This window comes from Chitinophaga solisilvae, from assembly GCF_009928525.1.
GTDB lineage: Bacteria > Bacteroidota > Bacteroidia > Chitinophagales > Chitinophagaceae > Chitinophaga > Chitinophaga solisilvae.
In genome coordinates this window covers 64,497-84,936 of record NZ_JAABOK010000007.1, presented here as the reverse complement: position 1 = coordinate 84,936, position 20,440 = coordinate 64,497, and the positions used below count along the sequence as shown (strand labels likewise).

Sequence of the window (20,440 nt, the reverse complement as noted above, 5' to 3'; positions counted from 1 at the left end):
AAGATGTAAAATTTTCACCATAAACAAAAGTCCTGCTTTTTTAGCGCTTCAACACGCTATCACACATTTTTTAGTACCTGAATTTTTAAATAATTTTGTGTACTGCTTTACAGCAAAATCACTTAAACGTAAATAACGAACTATGGCACAGTTACCTAAATTTCTGATTGCAGATGATCCTGTAACAGATCCGGAAAATGAATATATTTTTCATACCGAGAAACCCCGCTTCTTCGCCAAGAGAGTGGAAGAAGATGAAGAAACTGCCTACATTGATATCATTCATGAAATCGATGATGTAGAAGCATTCTACAAAGATGCACCGGAGAAAAAACAGGAACTGCTGGAGCAACTGGAAGACTGGTACTACGATTACATGGAGTGGCTGGAAGATGACGGTGAAGAAGAGGATGAAGAATAGTAACTGAAAAGAAGTTTAAAAAGCGTCCGCAGCCCGCGGACGCTTTTTTTTGTCAATCAGTTGAACTGTTCCGTTGACAGCTCCTTCCTGAAGGTGGATGGATTGACTCCTTTATATTTTTTGAACATCCTGTTCAGGTGACTTTCGTCTGTAAATCCCAGCTCACAGGCTATTTCCCCCACACGCATACTGCTGTACCGCAGCCTTGTTTCCACCAGTTTGAGTTTGTACTGCGTGATGTACTGCTGCAGGCTGTCGCCGTTGTTCCGCTTAAAATATTCGCTGAGATAGGTCGGTGAAATATTGAAATGTGCTGCAATCTGCTCTGCCCGCAGCTTTTCAGGGGCGTAAATATTTTCGTGGATATAATGCAATATGTTCAGCGGCGCTTCTGTTTTACCCGCCTGCCGCGGTGGTTCCGGCAGCTGGAATAATATGTTACGCGCTACAACCATCAGCAGCGTATTAACTATCTGCTGTGACAGCGCCCTGTGGTAATGCTGCTGGTTGATGATTTCCCGTATCAGCGCTTCCACCAGGGATTTCACCAGAGGCTTGTCTGTCTTGTTTTTCAGAATACACCCCGGCATATGATTATTATTCTGGAAGATGAATTCCAGCTGTTGTATCCAGTCTTTCTGCTGATTTTTCAGGTAGATGTTATTGAAGCGGATAAAAAAGAATTTGGTAGATGACTTTACCTCGAAAGAATGACAATCCTGCGGCATCACCAGAAAGAGCTTGCCGGCGCTGTAGGGTAGCTGATTCTTGTTAACGCATTGTATGCCTTCCCCTTCCACAATATATACCAGTTCAAAAAAATTATGTTTATGCGCATCTATCGGGCATTCAGTGCATTCCCGGTATTCTACCTCAAACGGCTGATATAAATTCTCCTGTACCATACCTGTAAAAGTACAGAATGATCCCTGAATAATACAGGTGTTTTGCCGCTGGCCGCCGGATCTTTGATCTGTAAAAAACATAGAACATGCAAAACAACGCTATCGCATTCGTATTGCTCCGGTTGGCCATAGCCGCCAGCATGCTGGGGCACGGGCTGGTAAGACTCTCTAAGCTCAATGGTTTCAGCGCCTGGATGGCGAAAAACTTTGAGAAATCAATATTACCGGACCTGCTGGTCATTCCCTTCAGCTATGTTCTGCCCATAGCAGAATTTGTTATAGGCCTGCTGCTGGTACTGGGCCTGTATACCCGTATAGCGCTCATTGGCGGCGGCATTGTAATGGTTCTCCTTATTTTCGGTACCGCCATGATAGAAAACTGGGAAGCGCTGCCTTCCCAACTGATTCACACCGCTTTCTTCGGAATACTGCTGGCTTTTATTCAATATAACAGCTTCGCTGTTGACAACATGATTATAAAATAGGATCAAAGATTAAAGCGCAGATCCAGGAAAATTTCTCATAGTAAATCTCCTGCTGTCTACGCTTTAATCTTCGCTTCTGCATTCGTAATTCGTAATTCGCAATTCCTAATGCGTTGCCTTGCTGATCTTAAGCTCATCCAAATCCAGCTGCAGTTCCTGTCCGCGGATGATTTCATCGCTGAAGCTGTTATGCTGGCGTAACCGGAATAGTTCCTGCCGCTGGGTGGTATAGAGGTCCCGCAATATGTGGTGGTATTGTTCTATTTCTTCTTTCTCGGTTTCATTACACTCAAGTGATTCCAGCCGGGCTCTGTTGTTGGCAATATGATGTTCCAGGTCTTTTTTGAGGAAGCCTGCCAGTTCATTTTCTGTGATTTCCCTGGCGTATTTTTCTTCCAGGCGTGCCAGCGCTACTTTCATCAGGTGTAATTCAATACCCGCCTCCTGTTCATCTTCCGGGGTAATATTATCTATCTCTTTTATTTTGATTAACCGGATGAGCAGTGGCAGGGTAAGGCCCTGAAATACCAGTGTGACGAGGATTACAATGAAGGTGATGAAGAGAATAAGATTACGGTGCGGAAATGCCTGTCCGCCTGCGAGCAGGGGAATAGACAAGGCCGATGCCAGCGATACCACCCCGCGCATTCCTGCCCAGCTTACTACCAGGGGCCCTTTCCAGCCGGGGCTTGGTTCGTTGGTCCTGATCTTTTTGCTGAGCCAGCGGGGAACGAAAGTAGCAGGGTATACCCAGCATAAACGCACCAGGATGGTGATAGCGCTGATAACTAATCCGTAGATGATGGCTTCGCGAATAGAGTAGTCACCCAGTCCTTCCACGATGGTAGGGAGTTCCAGCCCTATCAGTATAAAGATGATGCCATTCAGTACAAATATGAGAGTACTCCATACGCCCAGCATCTGCATGCGGGTGGCGCCGTTAGTGAAAATTTCGTGCGAACGGTAGGAGAGGAACAGCCCTCCGCTGACTACCGCGAGTACACCGGAGTAGTGGAAATGTTCCGCTGCAATGTACATGAAGTAAGGCGTCATCACAGTCAGCGCTGCGTCTATACTGGGCGTCGTAGGCAGAAAACGGTGAAGGGCATACATGACATGCGCAATGGCCAGTCCGATTAATATGCCCATACCTGCTGCCAGAAAGAAATCTACCAGTGCCTGATGCATAACAAACTGCCCGGTGGTAACCGCTACTACAGCGAAACGGAAAACAATCAAACTGGATGCATCGTTTACGAGGCTTTCTCCTTCTAGGATAGTGAGCGCACGTTTGGGCACTTTCACATGCTTGAGTACAGAGGTGGCAGCCACCGCATCGGGCGGAGAAATGATGCCGCCCAGCACGAAGCCCAGTGCCAGCGTAAAGCCGGGAATCATGGCTTGCGATACATAGGCGATGATGACAGACGTAAATATGACGGCGCCGAAAGCCAGTAAGGAGATGGGACGCTTCCATTTCCAGAAATCATTCCAGGAGGTGTACCAGGCCGCCTCATACAGGAGCGGGGGCAGAAAAATCAGAAATATCAGCTCAGGGTCTATGGTAAAACGAGGCAGGCCGGGAATGAATCCTATGCCCAGTCCGGCCAGTACCAGGAATATGGGATATGATATTTTAAGCCGCTGCCCCAGCATGACCAGCATAAAAACAACAAATAAAAGCGATAAAATCAGGAGGAGATTATGATGCATACGATCACATAAATTTGGCTGTTAAATTACAGAAATTATGTAATGCTTATATATGCAGGCTTTCGGAAGAAACAGGAGCAGCGGCTGCGTATATACCGGAAACGGCTATACGTTATGACTTACTTATTTACCGCTGCTGTATTTAAGATACTGTTCCCGGATATACTGATACAGGTCGTAATCGGAGGCATTGGTAATAAATTCATAGGAAGGCTGATGACGCAGCATAAAGTCCGCCAGACTGTCGCCCTCCATACCGGTGAGCTGTGTAATCACTTCCGGATTAAAGAGGCGGTCGATGGTGTTTTGTTTTTCCTTCTCCAGCAAAATCTTTTTAAACCGGTCTTTCTTCCGGTTTTTGGCAAAGGAAACTGCACGATACAGCTGGTTGATATTGACTGCTATGAGGGGGCCTACAGATGGCACAACTTCATTCCACCGGGGGCGCCTGAAGTTAAATTCATTGCGGAACTCATCGCGCAGCCGCTGGGAGTCTTTCAGGTAGCCATACCTGATGATGCGTACCGTTTGCAGCTCAATAGGTTGTGGCTGCAGGCGGTGGCGGATATTATCCTTTTCTTTGGTGACAATGTACAGCAGGGGCATATAGCCCAGTGCTTTCAGCAACAGGGTATCGCCCCGCTGGGCTTTCAGCTGGTAGTTGCCTTTGTCGTCCGTGATGGCGGCATGCTGCATACGTTTATTCAGCACCGTTACACCTGTCAACGGAATGCTGTCGCCCTGGCTGACATGCCCCTGCAGCAGGCTTTGTGCCTGGCCGTGCTGCAGGATACACAGCAATACGGCAAGTATGACGATGGTTCTTGTCACGTGTAGTGGATTACACCGGAAGATACCCTGCTTTTTACAAATGAAAAGTTAATATACCACCGCCGGTATTCAGTTAAAAAGGTTGTTCCGGAAGATGAGGTTTTCACCTAGCCGGCTTTCGGTAAAATCGTATTGCTGCATGGCTGCTCTGAAAGTATTGCTGCTGCCGGGTAACAGCTTGTCGTGCAGTTCAATGATGAGTACCCTGGTTTTGGCAAGCCACTCAAAATTGCTGGCAAAGATTTTTTCCTCAGCGCCTTCCACATCCAGTTTAACAATATCGATATGCGGCCACTGGTACATCGTCATAATATCATTGATGGAAATAGCAGGGAAGGAGGAGCTGCAGTCATCGGTTTCCTGCACCTGAAAAGACCAGTCTTCCAGCCCTTCTTTAATCACCTGCAGGTGGCATTGCTTGTTCCACAATCCGGCCTGAATGGCCGTTACATTGGGATATACGGCAGTATTGGCTTTCAGCTGGCGGAAGTTATCACTTTCCGGCTCTATGCTGACAATAGCGGCATCCTGCGCGCGGTTGGCGAAAAGGATAGCAAACAGCCCGATGTTCGCACCACCGTCAATAATATACCTGGGACGAAATGGAAATTCAATATCGTATTCCCCCCGCATGTATACCTGTTTCAGTACTTTGTAATCGGTAGACCCCGGCCGTAATATCACCGGGTGTTGCAGCTCCGGGAATTTAACAGCAGGGCTTTTGCGCTTGATCGCACGATAGATTTGCATGCCCTTCAGGAATCCGAGTCGTTTGATTCCATCCAGCAGTGTAGATGATGACATAGGTCGTTAGTTGTAGGTTATATCGTTGACAGTTATCTTATACAGGTTAAAATAGACATCAAAAATTATAAAACGAAATAATTTGGGAGAGAGGATTTACTCCCCGGTGGCCCGGAATAGCAGCCACCAGGGATGAATATGCTGGTAATGAAAGAGTTGGGGTGTGATGTTGGTGCTGAGATCAGCGTCGGTTTTTCGCAGAAATAATAAGTTCAGTTATCCTGATGTTTAGTAGGTAGGGTCTTTTTCCCGCTCCAGTTTATCCTGGTCCTTATTACTCTGGACAGCGTTGTACTCTTTTAATCCTGTCAAAGCGTCTACTACATTAAGTTTGGGACGGCCCACAAACGCGCCCATAGCAATGCTACCTCTTACAAAATAGGCTTTACCCGGCTGAATATCTATAGTGACTTCAGATTTTGATTCTGTTTTTGCAGAAAAGGTGGTGCTACCGGTTTGATATATTTTAACGATGCTTCTGGAGTTATTTTTCAGCCGGCAAACAGTAGAGTCGTTCATCTTCACATCATAGGAAACCAGCGATCCCATACCACGCGGGCGGTAGAAATAGACCAGTGCATAGGATGCGGTATCTGGCAGCAACGATTTCAGCGTACTGTCAGCAGATTTGTTTTGACTGAGATGTAAATCTGCCGTGTTTTCCAGGTAATAAATCTCCCCAAACAAACGATAGCAGGTACTAAATCCATCGGGCGATTTCAGCTCTGTAATCTTGATGAGATTTCCGCCAGCCTTTACAGCTTTGGCTTTAGCCTGTTCAATCGTGTGCTCGTAGCCGCAGTTCACCTTGAACCCGCCATCGGTTATTTTCACTTTACCGATATGCCTGGCGCCTTCCGGTAACGGCTCCTGCTGATTGATGATAATGACGTCAGTTGTGTCGGATACAATTGTGGCAAAGCCTGGGGTATAGAAGCCCAGGGCGAGTAACAGTATAATAATGTGTTTCATGTGTACAGGAATTAGATGAGGTAAAGCTAAGGTATTATCGGAGGAAATGTGCAACGGTTGGTTCTTTAATGGAAAGGGGGGCAGCAGGAGATAGCCGCTTCCTGCGTGTTAGAAGGAGGAGGTATGGATATGAAGACCAGGCTGTGCAGCCACTTATATCTAATGACCGGAAGGATCAGTTCTGTTAACCGGATCACTGCCGCAGTAAGCGTATGCATTAACGCCGCGGGTTTAGTAACAGCAGGTTACGGAACGTTATATCAACGTTGTTGTATCCCTTTGATAGTTAATTATTTGCGTAATGATCCGAAAGCTGCTTTCCGGTTGATGACAAATGAAGATAATCTGAAACGTTTAGAAGAGCTGTCATTAATTTCTCCTTGCCGCTCTTTCCCTGGGAACCGCTGCCGCTAATGAAAAACGCCCAATTCCAGTAATGCTGAAATTGGGCGGGTAAACGTTTTTGTAGTCCCGACAGGGATCGAACCTGTATCTAAAGTTTAGGAAACTTCTATTCTATCCATTGAACTACGGGACCAGCCTGCCTGATACCCTTATGGGGTATCGGGTTGCAAAAGTAAGGGTTTTAATTTTAAAATTAAAGACTTTCTATGTCAACTTTGCCGCCGGCGGGGGCATAGATACCGTCAATCTCTTTTTTGTATTTCTCCAGGATCACCTTTCTTTTAGCTTTCAGGGTGGGCGTAAGTTCACCGCCGTCTACCGTCCATTCCCGCGGCATCAGCACAAACTTTTTGACTTGTTCTATATGGTTGAAGAACTGGTTGTATTTGTCCACAGCCTGTTTAAAGAGGTCCAGCACATCCGGGTGCTGTACCATTTGCTCGTTGGTGGTATAGTTGATACCCCGTTTCTGTGCCCAGGTGCGCAGGTTGCTGAAGGATGGTACAATCAGGGCAGCCGTAAATTTACGGTCTTCACCCACCACCATAATCTGTTCTATATAGGGAGATTCCTTGAATTTATTCTCTATCGGCTGCGGCGCCACAAACTTGCCGCCGGAGGTTTTGAAGAGTTCCTTTTTACGGTCGGTGATCTTCAGGAATTTGTTGTCAATGATGACGCCGATATCGCCGGTATGGAACCACCCGTCTGTGATAGCGTCGGCAGTGAGGTCCGGACGTTTATAATATCCGGCCGTGATGCTGGGGCCCTTGCATAATATTTCCCCGTCTTCGGCTATTTTAACCTCTACATTGCTGATGACGGGGCCTACGGTACCGAACATACGATCTTCCACATTAAAGCGGTTTACGCTGATAACAGGGGAGGTTTCCGTCAGGCCATAGCCTTCCAGTATGGGAATGCCACCTGCCGTGAAGATCTTCAGTAAGCGTACCTGGCAGGCCGCTGCACCGTTAACGATGGCCTGTATATTGCCGCCCAGTGCTGCCCGCCACTTGCTGAAAACAAGCCGGTTGGCCAGTTTGAGCTGTATGTTATACCAGAAGCCCTGGTCCTGGTTGATTTCATATCTTTTCCCCAGGTCTACTGCCCAGAAGAACAGCGCACGCTTGATGCCCTTCAGCTCCAGCCCGGTAGACATGATCTTCTCATATACTTTTTCCAGCAAACGTGGTACAGTGGTAAAGATGGTCGGTTTTACCTCTTTGAGGTTGTCACCGATGGTTTCCATACTTTCTGCGTAATACACAGGTACGCCGGCATTCAGATAGAGATAGGTTACCATGCGTTCGAAAATGTGGTTGAGCGGCAGGAAACTCAATGCCCTGGCATCCTTGTTCACCGGCAGGTATGGCTGGCAGGCCAGTACGTTACTCATAACATTTTTGTGTGTGAGCATAACGCCTTTGGGCGTACCGGTAGTACCGGAAGTATAGATGAGTGTAACCAGCTCTTCAGGTGCAATGTTTTTGCGTATTTCATCAATCGTGGGGTAGTCTGCCGCGTCGCCCAGGGCTACTACTTCTGTCCAGTGCCGGGCGCCTTCTATTTTATTGAAGGTAAATATCTCCCGTACGGTAGGGAATTTATCACGGTTATCCATGATTTTGGCGAGCAGTTCTTTATCGCTGACAAACAGTATTCTGGCTTCTGCATCATTCAGCACGTATTCCATTTCACTCTGGCTGATGGTGGGGTAAATGGGTGTAAGGGCCGCCCCCAGCTGCTGACAGGCCAGATCGGTAATAATCCACTCCGGTCTGTTGGGGGAGATAATAGCAATCTTATCTTTCTCTTCGTTCTTTTTTATTCCTGGCCTGATGCCCAGTTTTAATAATCCGGAACTGAATTTCATGGTAAGATCAGCTACTTCCTGTGTGCTGTACTTTCTCCATTTACCATCAACTTTTCCGGCAAGCATATCCGCTTTGGGATACTTTGCCAGCTGATTGGGAACGACGTCGAATAATCGCTGCGGTTGGTCCATTGTACTGTAATTTTGTTTTGGCACAAAAACGCGCTCAATGCTGATACTCCTTCACGGCGTTGTAAGAGTTTTTATGATAAGCGTTGTAATACTGGAACGCCAATGCAATACCCCAGCCGAGAGCGGGCCATATAGGCCACGGAACACCTTCCGGTAAATCCCTGTCAGTCGGAAACCACACTGCCCATAATCCTGCATTCACAACGAGGTAAATGATAAGATGCGATTTGAATCCGGCTCTGGCTTTCGCAATACGCCACAGTCGTTCATCTCTCTGCTGGGTAGTTTCCATTATGCTTCAGGTTTTACATGATAAGGTGCTTACCCAATTTAATTTATTTTATTGGCTTCACACAGAAAAAAACGAAAAACCCGGCTATCGCGTGGCTTTCACCTGGAAACGGATATTTACCTGGGAGTTAATGAGTTTGTCTTGCACTGACTTGTCAGCGCGGTAACTGATACCCCATACGGTGCGGTCAATATTGAAGTTGGCGGCAGCATTCAGTTCATGTCCGCTGATGCTGATCCGGGCGGGGAAAGATATATTTTTGGTAACAGCTTTGAGGGTGAGATTCCCGAAGATGGTATGAGTAGCATCTTTCAGTTCTATTTCTTCGCCGGGCGCTGGCCGGAAGGGTTTTACGCCGGTAATTTCAAAGGTGGCAGCGGGATACTGCTCTGTATCAAAAAAGAGTTTGCCTTTTAACTCGCTTTCAAACTTATTTTTCATGGCGGTATCGGCCGCCAGGTCTATGTTTTGTAAAGAACGCATATTGATGATGAACTGTCCGCCGGTGATCACGCTGTCTTTTACATAGATGACACCACCTGTCAGATCCAGTGTGCCGTGATGTTTACCGGTAGGCTTGGTACCGGTCCATCCTACCACGCTGTTGCTGGTGTCAACAAGATAGGCGGTACCGCTGCCTGCCTGCACGGCCTGTGCTTCGCTGACAGTGGCTTTATCAGCCCGTGGCGCCTGTTCACAGCTATACAGCCCGATGGCAGCCAGCCATAATATGGATAAAAATTGCTTCATAGACATCTCCCTGCTTTATTATGATACCCGCCGGCACTATGAGTAAACATAATACCGGCGGATGTTTTAACTACTCTATCAATTCACGGTTGCCTACCCACACGAATCTTTTGACAATAAATTCCTGGTTGGTAAAGCTGGCATTTCCGGCCGGATTACCACCTGTTACATGGAAATCAGAGAAGGCGGCATGCTGGTTTACCCAGATGAAACCGGTCAGGTTGAAAGATACAGGCGTAAATACGCTGTTCATTTCATCTGCTATCTTCTCCTTTACGGCAGCATCTGTGGTGTAGGCTGCGCAGGTGATAGCGCCATGTTTGCGGGCCATCTGCCTGGCCAGCTGTATGGTGTGCGGCGTATCTTTCGTTTTAATGATCAGTACAACCGGACCGAATAATTCTTTCTCGTAAATGTTGTTATCGGCGCTGCTTACTTCCAGGATGGTAGGGGCAAATACCCGTGCCTTGCTGAATTCGTCGTTTGCCACTTCTGTGCCGGCCAGTATTACCTTGCCGCCCAGCTGCTGTGCTTCACGTGCGCGCGTCAGTGTGCCTTCATTCTGAACTGCTCCCAGCGTGCCTGCACCCATCTTGGGATTGTTGACGAGGCCTACTACGGCGTCCCTGAATTTCTGTACTACGTCATTGAAACTCACCACGCCGTTATCTGTACGGACGCCGGTTTCAGGAATGAAGAAATTCTGCGGGGCGGTACACATCTGTCCGGAATAGAGGCTTACAGAGAATGCCAGGTTCTGGATAACGGCATCCAGGTCCTTTACACTGTCGAGCAGTACGGAGTTCACGCCTGCCTTTTCTGTGAAGACGGTTTTACCGGGAAGGGATTCTATATAATTTCCGAAGGTGCTGCCTCCTGTATAGTCAATCAGTTTAACATCAGGATGCTCGCTCAGCTCTTTGGTGATGAGATGATCGGAGCTGTCTGCTGCCAGCTGGCACAGTGCAGGATCGTATCCGTTGTCCTGTAATACCTGCTGGATGGCGCTAACGGCGATGGCTATAGGAAGAATAGCTCTCGGATGAGGTTTTACGATAACCGGGTTGCCGGTAATGAGGTCAGCATATACACCTGGCAGCGTATTCCATACCGGGAAGGTGGAGCAGCCGATAACCAGGCCTACGCCTTTGGGAATAGCCCTGAATGTTTTCTGCAGTTTGATACTGAATTTGCCCATAGGTTTTTCCCAGGCCACCTGCGGCGGATAGCGCTGCAGTTCGTGGTAGCCGGTGGCAATGGCCTCCAGTGCACGGTCGTTGGCATGCGGTCCTGAAGCCTGGAAGCTCATCATGAAGCTCTGGCCGGTAGTATGCATGGTGGCGTTGGCAATATCAAAAAAGTAATCCTTGATTCGTTCCAGCGTTTCTGTTAGTACGGCAGCTCTTTCGCCAACGGGTGTTTTGCCCCATTGCTGTCCTGCTGTGATGGCTTTTTTTACCAGATCGTCCACCGGAAAGGAAGGATAGGTGACACCCAGCACTTCCTGTGTGTAGGGAGATACTTCTTCTCCGGTCCAGCCTGTTTCGCCTGTCTGGAGCAATTGTTTGAAGGGTTTGTTCAGCAATTGCTGGTAGCTCTGTACGCCTTTGGCATGAGCATCTTCTCCGTAAGCCTTGGGATGCTCCGGGTATTGCGAATAGAATGCTCTTTCGTGGTTGGCTTTTACAGCAGCTTCAATAGTGTTTTGGTGTTTCGTAACAAGCATATTTGGATTTTGAGATTGTGCTTAATATCCTGCACTCAGCAACGTAAACTTCCCGTCGTTATAATATTCATCCGGCTGTGGCTTCAGGGGATTGCTGCGCTGGTATTTCAGAAAAGCGTCATAGTCCTGTTTGTGGAGCCCTATCCAGGCTTTGTAGCCGGCCTGGCTGGCAGCCGGGCCAAACAGCCACTGGTTATAGGCTTCAAACAACCCTTCTCTTAACATCTTCCGCTGGAAATCGAACAGGCTGTACGGAAATTTCACTCCGTAGAAGTTGTTCCAGTCCAGCAGGAACCGGGTACGTGCCATAATCAGCGCGTCGGGGTCTACGCCGCCGGTAACCACGCTCATCTGTTTACCCATGCATTGTTTGTATGCAGCTGTAAAATCGTCGCTGCCTCTGCCTTTCCTGCCTTTCTTTCCTTCTTCTTCCGGCACCATGCTGTCAAACAGGGACGGGTCATTGAATAGTTTCTTGTATGATTCCAGTACAATATTCCTGATTTCTGCTGTGCGGGTGGTGAAGCTCTCCATATTCATGAAGGTTTCGCCATAGAGTATGCACCAGATAGGATTATTGCTGTAGTTATAGGTTTTGGTGGCATTGTAGTAGTTGCCCGGAAAGCCGGGATCCTGTTCAATACCTTTTATCCAGCTGCGCAGTGCGCCGTCGTACATTTTGAAACGCATGAGCAGTTGTCCGTTATCGTTGTACAGCTCGCCGCTGTTTGGGAATTTACGGAGTGCTTTTTCATACATCCGCTGGGCTGTTTTCCATTCTTCCCGGCCCTGGTAAATATTGCCGGCTATCTGATATACCTGCACATCCGCTTCTTTCTTATTCAGCAGCGGCTCAATTACATTTTTCGCTTTGATGAGATCACCTTTCAGATAGAAGGTAAAACCCAGCTGTTTCCTGTATTCAAAATTTTCAGGCTCCAGCTGTAAGGCCTGATTCAATACAAGCACTGCATTGGAATAGTCCCCGTTTCGCATGAAATTGGTTGCAGTATTATACAACTCTTTTGCATCCTGCGCTGCTGCCACTTGTGAAAATAATACGCCTGCAACTAAAACTGTTTTCAATAAAGAAGACCTCATATGCATTCCTTGTCTGTCGTTTGTTGTAAAAGTAAGGAAAATGATGTAACATAAGGGCTTTATATTAAAGGTTTACATTATGTGAATTATGAATTAAGAATTATGAATTATGAGTTGGGGCGAAGATCTAAGCAAGTGAATATATTTTATCACTTGCTTAGATCTTCGCCCCAACTCATAATTCATAATTCTTAATTCATAATCAAATCACGTGTGTTACAAGTCCGTCGCGCAGCTTTGGTTCAAACCAGGTGCTTTTTGGCGGCATAACATTGCCACTGTCGGCAATATCGAATAATTGCTGGATGGTAACGGGGTAGAGGGCGAAGGCTACTTTCATTTCGCCGCTGTCTACGCGTTTTACCAGTTCCTGGAGGCCGCGGATACCACCTACGAAATCGATGCGTTTGTCGGTACGCTGGTCTTTGATGCCGAGGTGTTTGTCCAGGATGTTATTGGATAAGATGGTAACGTCGAGGATACCGATAGGATCGGTGGTGTAGGTGCCTTCTTTGGCTACGAGGCGGTACCAGCTGCCATCGAGGTACATGCTGAATTCGTGCAGCATGGCCGGTTGCTGGGGCGTGTGGCCGGTTTCTTCCACGGAGAAGTCGTAGTCCAGTCTGGATAACAATTCCGCTTTACTGAGGCCGTTAAGGTCTTTCACTACGCGGTTATAGTCCAGGATGGCCAGCTGGCTGGCCGGGAAGATGGTGGTGAGGAAGAAGTTGGCCGGATTCTCTACAGACGTGATTTTTCCATTTTCCTGGAGTTCTTTCTGTACGAGGCTGGCGGAGGCAGCGCGGTGGTGCCCGTCTGCGATGTAGGTGCAGGGCACTTTTTCAGCGAACAGGGTGGTGATATCCTGTACTGCCTGTGGTGTATTTACCACCCAGATGGTATGTTGTATACCGTCTTCTGCGGTGAAGTCGTATACGGGTTTATTATGTTCCTGCCAGTGGTCGATCAGCGCATTCAGTTCGGGTACGTCGTTGTAGGCGAGGAATACGTTGCCGGTCTGGGCGAGGGTGGTTTTAATGTGGTTGATGCGGTCCAGTTCTTTATCAGGACGGGTGAACTCATGTTTTTTGATGATGCCGTTGTTGTAGTCGGTTACGGAGGAGGCGCATACGAGTCCGGTCTGGGCGCGGCCGTTCATCACCAGTTTATATATATAGTAGGCAGGTTGTGCTTCCTGGAAGAGGGTACCTTCCTTTACAAGGCGTTGCAGGTTTTCTGCGGCTTTGTCGTATACCTGCTGACTATGGGTGTCGATACCTTCCGGCAGATCGATTTCTGATTTCGAAACATGATAATAGGAGTAGGGGTTACCTGCTGCTGCTGCTTTTGCTTCTGCAGCACTGAGTACGTCGTAAGGCCTTGCAGCTACCTTTGCCGCCAGTTCTTCTTTGGGCCTTAATCCTCTGAAAGGTCTGATAATTGCCATGATGCTTGGTATGTAGGTGAGGTTATAAAAGTACTGAAAAAGAATTACGAATTACAAATTACGGATTACAAATGTGGTGCGAAGATATAGGCAGATGCTGAAGTCATACTGCGCTCATATCTTCGTAACACATTTGTAATGCGTAATTCGCAATTCGTAATTGCTGTTATTTATGCTTTTTTCAGAGAGAAGTATTTCATGGCTTCCACCATTACTTCTACGCTCTCGTAGGGTAATGCGTTGTACATGGATACGCGGAATCCGCCGGATAAGCGGTGGCCTTTGATGCCAACGATATCTTCTTTTTTGCAGAATTTCAGGAATTCATCTTCCATTTCCGGTTTATCCATGATAAAGCAGGCGTTCATTTTGCTACGGTCTTCTTTGGCAACGGTACCGCGGAACAGCGGGTTGTGGTCAATTTCGTCGTAGAGGAGTGCTGCTTTTTTATCATTGATTTTTTCGATGGCAGGAATACCGCCCTGCTCTTTCAGCCAGCGAAGGGTGAGCATGGAGATATATACTGCGAATACGGGAGGGGTATTCAGCATGGAGCCGTTGTCTATATGATTTTTGTAATCCAGTATAGACGGGATTTTGCGGGTTACTTTACCCAGCATGCTTTTACGTACGGCTACCATGGTAGCGCCGGCGGCGCCCATATTTTTCTGTACGCCTGCATAGATGAGCGAGTATTTGTTGAAATCCATGCTGCGGCTCATGATATCGCTGCTCATGTCAGCAATCAGGGGAACATCTGTTACCGGGGTCATATGCCACTGTGTACCATAGATGGTATTGTTGGTGGTGATGTGGAGGTAACTTGCCTGTTGGGGGATAGTGAACTGTTTTGGGATGTGGTTGTAGTTGCTATCTTTTGAACTGGCTACTACGTCTACGAAGCCAAACAACTTCGCTTCCTTGATGGCCTTATTGGACCAAACGCCGGTATCTACGTATGCCGCTGTTTCACTGCTTTCCAGCAGATTCATCGGCACCTGCATAAACTGCGTGGTAGCGCCGCCATGCAAGTAGAGCACCTCAAAGTCGTCATCAAGCTGCATCAGTTCCCTCACCAGGCTGCGTGCCTCATCCATCACCGCCATAAACGGTTCTGTTCTGTGGCCTATTTCCAGTATAGACATCCCCGATCCTTCAAAATCGATCAGGGCTTTACTGGCTTTGTATAGCACCTCGTTGGGTAATACAGAAGGACCTGCGTTAAAATTATGCACCTTCATGTTACGATCTAGATTAAATTCATTTTTTGATCTTTCCACTTTGTTTTGGTTTTTCTAAGGAAACGGAAAAAAAACGGCACGGGTATAAAACCTGTAAGGCGCGTGGTGTAGGATAGGTTAAAAGATAGTAGGAGCAAAGATAAAATATCTTTTGTAAATATTTAGTATTACTCTAAATATTTTAGCAGCTTTTATTCCTGGCGGCCCAGCATACGGCCTTGTATCCATTGCTTTTGCAACAGTTCAAACTCCTGCGATTCGCTGTCAGTAAGGGTTGTATGATTCAGTGTTTGTAAAGAAGGCTGTCCCGCATTCATCCACGCGGTATACCAACAGGCCGCAACTGCTTCAATGGCGTTTTTCATGCGGCGTTCAACCATATCGCCCATTGCATGACGGTACGCTTTCGTATACCCGTCAGCGTAAGTACGTATAAGAGTGCCGTTGCGGCTTTCCCATGCATATCGCTGCGCCGGCTGCCATTCGTGGCTAAGCCGCTTTTCTTCCCGCAGCACCGTATCTGCCGCCAGGCCGCTGGCAGTAATAATCTGCCATACATACCGCCGCCAGTCTGCAATGTACACGGCTTTGCCGGCCCAGTAATCAAATTCCCTGTCTGCCAGCAGTTCCGGTATCCTGGATTCCCAGAGGCCATGTATACCCTGCTGCCCTGTCAGCTGCCCGTTATGATTGGAGCATACATGCAGCGGTACATGCGCATCTGCAATATAGTGGCCTATTTCAGCCGATATCTGTAAGATGCGGTGCTGGTCCCGCTCCCGGAATGCTTTCGTCAGTACGGCCATCATCTTTTCAAGATGCCAGGGCAAAATACCATTACGGTTCAGCGAATCAGCCGTATACTTCTCTACCGCATCCTGCCATCTGCGCGGTATCCGCAGATAAGGCGGCGTGTCAAATACATCAATGTCGATATAATGCCGCGCTCCCTCCGCAGCTACCGCATAGCGCCGCTTATCCGGATCCGTGGCATGTACACTCAGGTACTCCAGCTGCGGCTTATATAACTGCATCATCTCCGGCGGCAGGCAAAACACCGCCAGCCGGTTAATCCGCTGATGCGCAAAAAATCCCCACGCATGTACTTCTTCATGCCGGAGTAATATGAATAATATAAAATATACAGGAATCTGTATCAGACAACGGGGTAACATATGGTTCGTTTTTGGGGTTAAACGAATATAGGAATTTAATTACGAATTGCGAATTGCGAATTACGAATGAGGAGCGAAGATTTAAGCGGATAAAGAATTTACTTCTTCGCTTAAACCTTCGCTCCTCATTCGTAATTCATAATTCGCAATTCGTAATTAAATATTCGTAACACCTCCGCTCACGGCAAACTTCATCGCTTCACCCGCGGAAATATTCTCCAGTGGTTTTACCTTTTCTTTAGGTACCATGAATACTTTGCCCGTAATGGCGTAGGCATGCGGAACATATACTGCCATGTAGCCTTCCAGGCCGAAGTTGCTGACATCCGGCTGGGTGATAAATCCCATCTCCCATACGTCAACGCCGTAAATCTGCACCAGCACAGGGTGATCAAATTTTTTCTTTTCTCCGACAAACGCATCAAATACATCTTTAATGGATGTATAAATGTATTTGATGAATGGAGTGCGCTCCAGCAGATGATCAAACAGATCAAAGATGCGCCCGATGATAAAGGAGGAACTGAGGTAACCTACGCCTACCACCAGTATCAGTACCAGCGCAAACCCCACGCCCTTGTACTTCAGAAAATTAAAAGAAGTATCCTCGGGAATCAGCTCTTTAGGAATAAGGTTATCTATCGTTACAAACGCCCAGTAAAGGGTTAACGCGGTAATCCCGATAGGCGCCAGTATCAGCAACCCCTGGAAAAAATACCGCAACAGGCGCGATGCAAATACTTTCAATCTAAGTTTCGGCGACATGTGAATAGTAATGTGAATGTGCAGCTTTTTCCGGCACTTTCCCCGGATGCATATGCTGGATTTTATAAATCAGGTTTCTGTTCCGGTGCCAAAATTATACAAATAACCGCACATTGCAGATGCCTGCATCCTGCCTTCAGCGATTAAAACGACTCCCTCTTTTTCGATGTTGCCACATATAAAAAAATAGTACTGGAAACTTTGGTAGTTTAAAAAGTTTCCATAGTTTTGTCTCCGTTAAGCTGTTTTATCAACGATTCACCCTTATGGAAACACAGGAACGTATTATGGACACGGCTTTCGGCCTGTTCCGCCAGTATGGAACCCGCTCCATAACTATGGACGACATAGCAGAGCGGATGGGCATTTCCAAAAAAACACTCTACGCACACTTTACGGATAAAGATGATATGGTTTTCCATACCATCACCCGGTTTATTGACCTGGTCAACGAAGAATGCCAGGCCGATAAACAGAAATCCGGAGACGCCATTCAGGAGCTGTTTCTCGTTATGGAAATGCTGGACCGCCGCATGCGTAATATGAATCCTGTCATCATCCTCGATCTTCAGAAATTTCATGCTAAAGCATATCAGGTATTTATCAACTATCAGAATAACTACCTGCACAACATGATCCGCGAAAACATGGAACGCGGCATCAGAGAAGGCCTTTACAGGGAAGACCTCGACATCAGAATACTGACACAGTACCGCGTATACGGATGCATGCTGTGTTTCCAGCCGGAAGCATTCCCCGGAAACCCGGATATGACTAAAGTGCAGAGAGTATTGTTGGAGAATTTTTTATATGGAGTGGCTTCTTTAAAAGGATACAAGCTGATTGAAAAATATAAACAACTATCGCAAAACAACTAATACTATGCAACTAATCAAAAGGCTCACCGGCATGGCTTTAATGGTGTGGCTGCTTTCATTGGCAACCGCCGTCAGCGCACAGCAGACGGCCTCACAGGAGCCCCAGCGCCTGTCTGCCAAAGAAGCGGTGGACTATGCACTGGCTAACCAGTCCTCCATAAAAACCGCCAAACTGGATGAGCTTATTCAACTGGCCAAAAACAAGGAAGTAAGCGGAATGGCCCTCCCTACCATCGCCGGAACAGGTATGTATCAATACAACCCTATCCTGCAGAAACAAATGTTTAACATGAAGAACTTCGGTGGCGGACGTGATTCCTTCGCCGTGATCTCCTTCCAGTTACCACATAACCTGCAGGGCGAAGTAAGACTCACCCAAACCCTCTTCGATCCCAGCGTACTCGTAGCGCTGCAGGCCCGTAAAACCCTGGAAGCACTGGTATCCCAGGGCGTCACCAAATCCGAAATAGATGTAAAGGCCAACGTGTACAAGGCTTACTACAATGTACTCTCCGCCGAAAAAGCACTCAGAATCCTTTCCAATAACATCGCCACCCTGGAAAAGATTCTGGCAGATACAAAAGAAACCTATAAAAACGGTCTCGTGGAGAAACTGGATGTAGACAGGCTGGTGGTACAATTTACCAACCTGCAGACGGAACAAACCAAACTCCGCAACCTGATTGAACTGGGATACGCCTCCCTCAAATACCAGATAGGCATGCCCATTAAACAGCCTGTAACGTTAACGGATACACTCAGCACTGCTGAAATTGTAGCCGGTACACTGGACCTGGATAAATTTGATTACTCTCAACGCGTGGAATACCGCTTACTGCAAACACAGAAAGCCGCCAACGAATTCGACCTGAAAAGATATAAACTGAAAGGCCTGCCCTCCCTGCAGCTCTTTGTAGCCACAGGTGCGATGCGCGGAAGCGATAAATTCGATTACCTGCAGAGCCAGAGCTACTACGGTTATCTGAACACCGGCCTCAATCTCTCTGTACCCATCTTCAGCGGGCTGCAGCGCAGACGCCAGGTAGACCAGGCAATGCTCAACGTGAAGAAAAATGAAGTGGCGATAGAAAATGCCAAACTCGGCATCGACCTGGAAAGAGAACAGTCTGCCTCCACCTTCAGAAACAACGTACTGAACCTGGAAGCACAGGAGAAAAATATGAAACTGGCAGAAGACGTACATAGCCTCACCCAGATCAAATACAGGGAAGGCGTAGGTTCCAGCGTGGAAATGTCTACCGCGGAAAACGACCTGCTCACTGCCCAGAATAATTATTTCACCGCACTGTACAATGCTGTTGTAGCGAAAATAGATCTGTTGAAATCGTACGGCAAATTATAGTGTTCATCAAATTTCCATTCACCTTTCACTACTAACTATATGAACAGAAAATATTTCATCATCCCTGCAATTACTGTATTACTGGCGGCCTGCGGCGGTGGTGGCAACAAAGAAGCACAACTGGCAAAACTTAAACAGGACAAAACTGCCCTGGAAGAAAAAATCGCTGCCCTCGAAAAAGAAGTGGGCGTTAAAGGCGCCGCCGACTCTGTAGCCAGAATGAAGGATGTAACGGTAGCCGAAGTAACTGAATCCGTATTTGAACACTATATCGATGTACAGGGCAGCGTAGACGCCCGCGAAAACGTAAACGTTTCTGCCCGCGTTCCCGGTGTCATCACTGCTATCCTCGTCAGAGAAGGCCAGAACGTAGCTAAAGGCCAGACGCTTGCTCAGGTAGACGATCAGGTGCTGAAAGCCAATATGGCCGAACTCCGCACCCAGATGGACCTCGCCAATACCCTCTTCGAAAAGCAGAAGAACCTCTGGGCGCAAAAAATTGGTTCTGAAGTACAATATCTAAATGCCAAAAACCAGAAAGAATCCCTCGAAAGGAAAATGGCTACATTGAAGGACCAGATGGATCAGACCCGCATCATTGCTCCGATATCCGGCTCTGTAGATGCGGTTATTGCCAAAGTAGGCGATAACGCCGCTCCCGGTAATCCCGCTTTCCGCGTAGTAAACGCCAACAACCTGAAAGTAACGGCCAACGTAGCTGAAACCTACGCCGGACTGGTGAAAACAGGCGACCGCGTGGTGATTGCCTTCCCGGATATCAAGCGCGAAATCAATACCAGCATCAGCTTCGCTTCCAGAACTATCGACCCGCTCAGCCGCACCATCAAAATTGAAGTGCCGCTGAAACCGGACAATGCCCTGCGTCCTAATATGATCGCGCATATCAAAATCGTAGATTACTCCGCTTCTAATGCTGTAGTAATCCCGGTGAACGTTATCCAGTATTCCTCCGGTAAACCCTACGTGATGGTGGCACAACCCACTAAAGATGGCAAACTCGCTTCCATGCGCAAAACCATCGAAATGGGCCGCACCTACAACGATAAGGCGGAAATCAAAAGCGGCCTGAATAAAGGTGATAAGATCATCACTACCGGATTCCAGGGGCTGAACGACAATGACCTGATCAAATTATAA

General features: G+C 47.4%; 19 protein-coding genes and 1 tRNA gene. 5 read left to right on the top strand and 15 right to left on the bottom strand.

Features of this window, described 5'->3' with window-relative positions; translation table 11 throughout:
* Positions 1 to 142: 142 nt before the first annotated feature.
* Positions 143 to 421 carry a hypothetical protein gene (locus GWG06_RS15825; RefSeq protein WP_127037859.1) on the top strand — a complete coding sequence of 93 codons (279 nt, stop codon included), beginning with the start codon at positions 143 to 145 and terminating at the stop codon, positions 419 to 421.
* 56 nt (positions 422 to 477) lie between these two features.
* Here GWG06_RS15825 and GWG06_RS15820 read toward each other — a convergent pair whose 3' ends face one another.
* Positions 478 to 1,326 (bottom strand): AraC family transcriptional regulator, encoded by an 849-nt coding sequence (locus GWG06_RS15820; RefSeq protein ID WP_160714363.1) that lies wholly within the window; start codon positions 1,324 to 1,326, stop codon positions 478 to 480.
* Positions 1,327 to 1,412: 86 nt separating this feature from the next.
* On the opposite strand from GWG06_RS15820, the gene GWG06_RS15815 reads away from it, so the two are divergent.
* On the top strand, positions 1,413 to 1,811 hold the full coding sequence (locus tag GWG06_RS15815; RefSeq protein WP_160714361.1) for a DoxX family membrane protein: 399 nt from the start codon (positions 1,413 to 1,415) through the stop codon (positions 1,809 to 1,811).
* A 105-nt stretch (positions 1,812 to 1,916) separates the two neighbouring features.
* On the opposite strand, the gene GWG06_RS15810 is transcribed toward GWG06_RS15815, so the two are convergent.
* The 14 genes from GWG06_RS15810 to GWG06_RS15745 all read right to left on the bottom strand — a co-directional run bounded on the left by GWG06_RS15810 (position 1,917) and on the right by GWG06_RS15745 (position 17,041).
* Positions 1,917 to 3,524 (bottom strand): Na+/H+ antiporter, encoded by a 1,608-nt coding sequence (locus tag GWG06_RS15810; RefSeq protein ID WP_127037865.1) that lies wholly within the window; start codon positions 3,522 to 3,524, stop codon positions 1,917 to 1,919.
* Positions 3,525 to 3,647: 123 nt separating this feature from the next.
* Positions 3,648 to 4,355 carry a carboxypeptidase-like regulatory domain-containing protein gene (locus GWG06_RS15805; protein ID WP_160714359.1) on the bottom strand — a complete coding sequence of 236 codons (708 nt, stop codon included), beginning with the start codon at positions 4,353 to 4,355 and terminating at the stop codon, positions 3,648 to 3,650.
* Positions 4,356 to 4,424: 69 nt separating this feature from the next.
* The gene (locus GWG06_RS15800; protein WP_127037869.1) at positions 4,425 to 5,159 is read right to left on the bottom strand and encodes an FkbM family methyltransferase; all 735 of its coding nucleotides are present in this window, start codon (positions 5,157 to 5,159) and stop codon (positions 4,425 to 4,427) included.
* 228 nt (positions 5,160 to 5,387) lie between these two features.
* Positions 5,388 to 6,131, bottom strand: coding sequence for a DUF2846 domain-containing protein (locus GWG06_RS15795; protein ID WP_160714357.1), 744 nt, complete (start codon positions 6,129 to 6,131; stop codon positions 5,388 to 5,390).
* 466 nt (positions 6,132 to 6,597) lie between these two features.
* Positions 6,598 to 6,669 (bottom strand) — tRNA-Arg (locus GWG06_RS15790).
* 60 nt (positions 6,670 to 6,729) lie between these two features.
* Entirely contained in the window at positions 6,730 to 8,544 is a 1,815-nt protein-coding gene (locus GWG06_RS15785) for an AMP-dependent synthetase/ligase (RefSeq protein WP_127037875.1), read from the bottom strand.
* Between the two features lie 34 nt (positions 8,545 to 8,578).
* Entirely contained in the window at positions 8,579 to 8,836 is a 258-nt protein-coding gene (locus tag GWG06_RS15780; protein ID WP_160714355.1) for a 2TM domain-containing protein, read from the bottom strand.
* An 84-nt stretch (positions 8,837 to 8,920) separates the two neighbouring features.
* Entirely contained in the window at positions 8,921 to 9,586 is a 666-nt protein-coding gene (locus tag GWG06_RS15775) for a YceI family protein (RefSeq protein ID WP_158631443.1), read from the bottom strand.
* A gap of 70 nt (positions 9,587 to 9,656) precedes the next feature.
* On the bottom strand, positions 9,657 to 11,312 hold the full coding sequence (gene paaN, locus GWG06_RS15770; RefSeq protein WP_127037881.1) for a phenylacetic acid degradation protein PaaN: 1,656 nt from the start codon (positions 11,310 to 11,312) through the stop codon (positions 9,657 to 9,659).
* Between the two features lie 21 nt (positions 11,313 to 11,333).
* Complete coding sequence (locus GWG06_RS15765; protein ID WP_160714353.1) at positions 11,334 to 12,308, bottom strand: tetratricopeptide repeat protein; 975 nt, start codon at positions 12,306 to 12,308, stop codon at positions 11,334 to 11,336.
* Positions 12,309 to 12,615: 307 nt separating this feature from the next.
* The gene (locus tag GWG06_RS15760) at positions 12,616 to 13,860 is read right to left on the bottom strand and encodes a DUF1015 domain-containing protein (RefSeq protein ID WP_127043564.1); all 1,245 of its coding nucleotides are present in this window, start codon (positions 13,858 to 13,860) and stop codon (positions 12,616 to 12,618) included.
* 170 nt (positions 13,861 to 14,030) lie between these two features.
* Complete coding sequence (serC, locus tag GWG06_RS15755; protein WP_127043565.1) at positions 14,031 to 15,101, bottom strand: 3-phosphoserine/phosphohydroxythreonine transaminase; 1,071 nt, start codon at positions 15,099 to 15,101, stop codon at positions 14,031 to 14,033.
* A gap of 191 nt (positions 15,102 to 15,292) precedes the next feature.
* On the bottom strand, positions 15,293 to 16,276 hold the full coding sequence (locus GWG06_RS15750; protein ID WP_127043566.1) for a zinc dependent phospholipase C family protein: 984 nt from the start codon (positions 16,274 to 16,276) through the stop codon (positions 15,293 to 15,295).
* A gap of 156 nt (positions 16,277 to 16,432) precedes the next feature.
* A complete protein-coding gene (locus GWG06_RS15745; protein ID WP_127043567.1) occupies positions 16,433 to 17,041 on the bottom strand; it encodes a DUF502 domain-containing protein in 609 nt (202 codons plus the stop codon).
* 266 nt (positions 17,042 to 17,307) lie between these two features.
* On the opposite strand from GWG06_RS15745, the gene GWG06_RS15740 reads away from it, so the two are divergent.
* Genes GWG06_RS15740 through GWG06_RS15730 form a run of 3 tightly spaced genes read left to right on the top strand, consistent with a single transcriptional unit; the run spans position 17,308 to position 20,440 of the window.
* Positions 17,308 to 17,919 carry a TetR/AcrR family transcriptional regulator gene (locus GWG06_RS15740; protein ID WP_127043568.1) on the top strand — a complete coding sequence of 204 codons (612 nt, stop codon included), beginning with the start codon at positions 17,308 to 17,310 and terminating at the stop codon, positions 17,917 to 17,919.
* Positions 17,920 to 17,923: 4 nt separating this feature from the next.
* Positions 17,924 to 19,282: a TolC family protein gene (locus tag GWG06_RS15735; RefSeq protein WP_160714351.1), complete on the top strand. Its 1,359-nt coding sequence runs from the start codon at positions 17,924 to 17,926 to the stop codon at positions 19,280 to 19,282.
* A gap of 39 nt (positions 19,283 to 19,321) precedes the next feature.
* Positions 19,322 to 20,440 carry an efflux RND transporter periplasmic adaptor subunit gene (locus GWG06_RS15730; protein ID WP_160714349.1) on the top strand — a complete coding sequence of 373 codons (1,119 nt, stop codon included), beginning with the start codon at positions 19,322 to 19,324 and terminating at the stop codon, positions 20,438 to 20,440.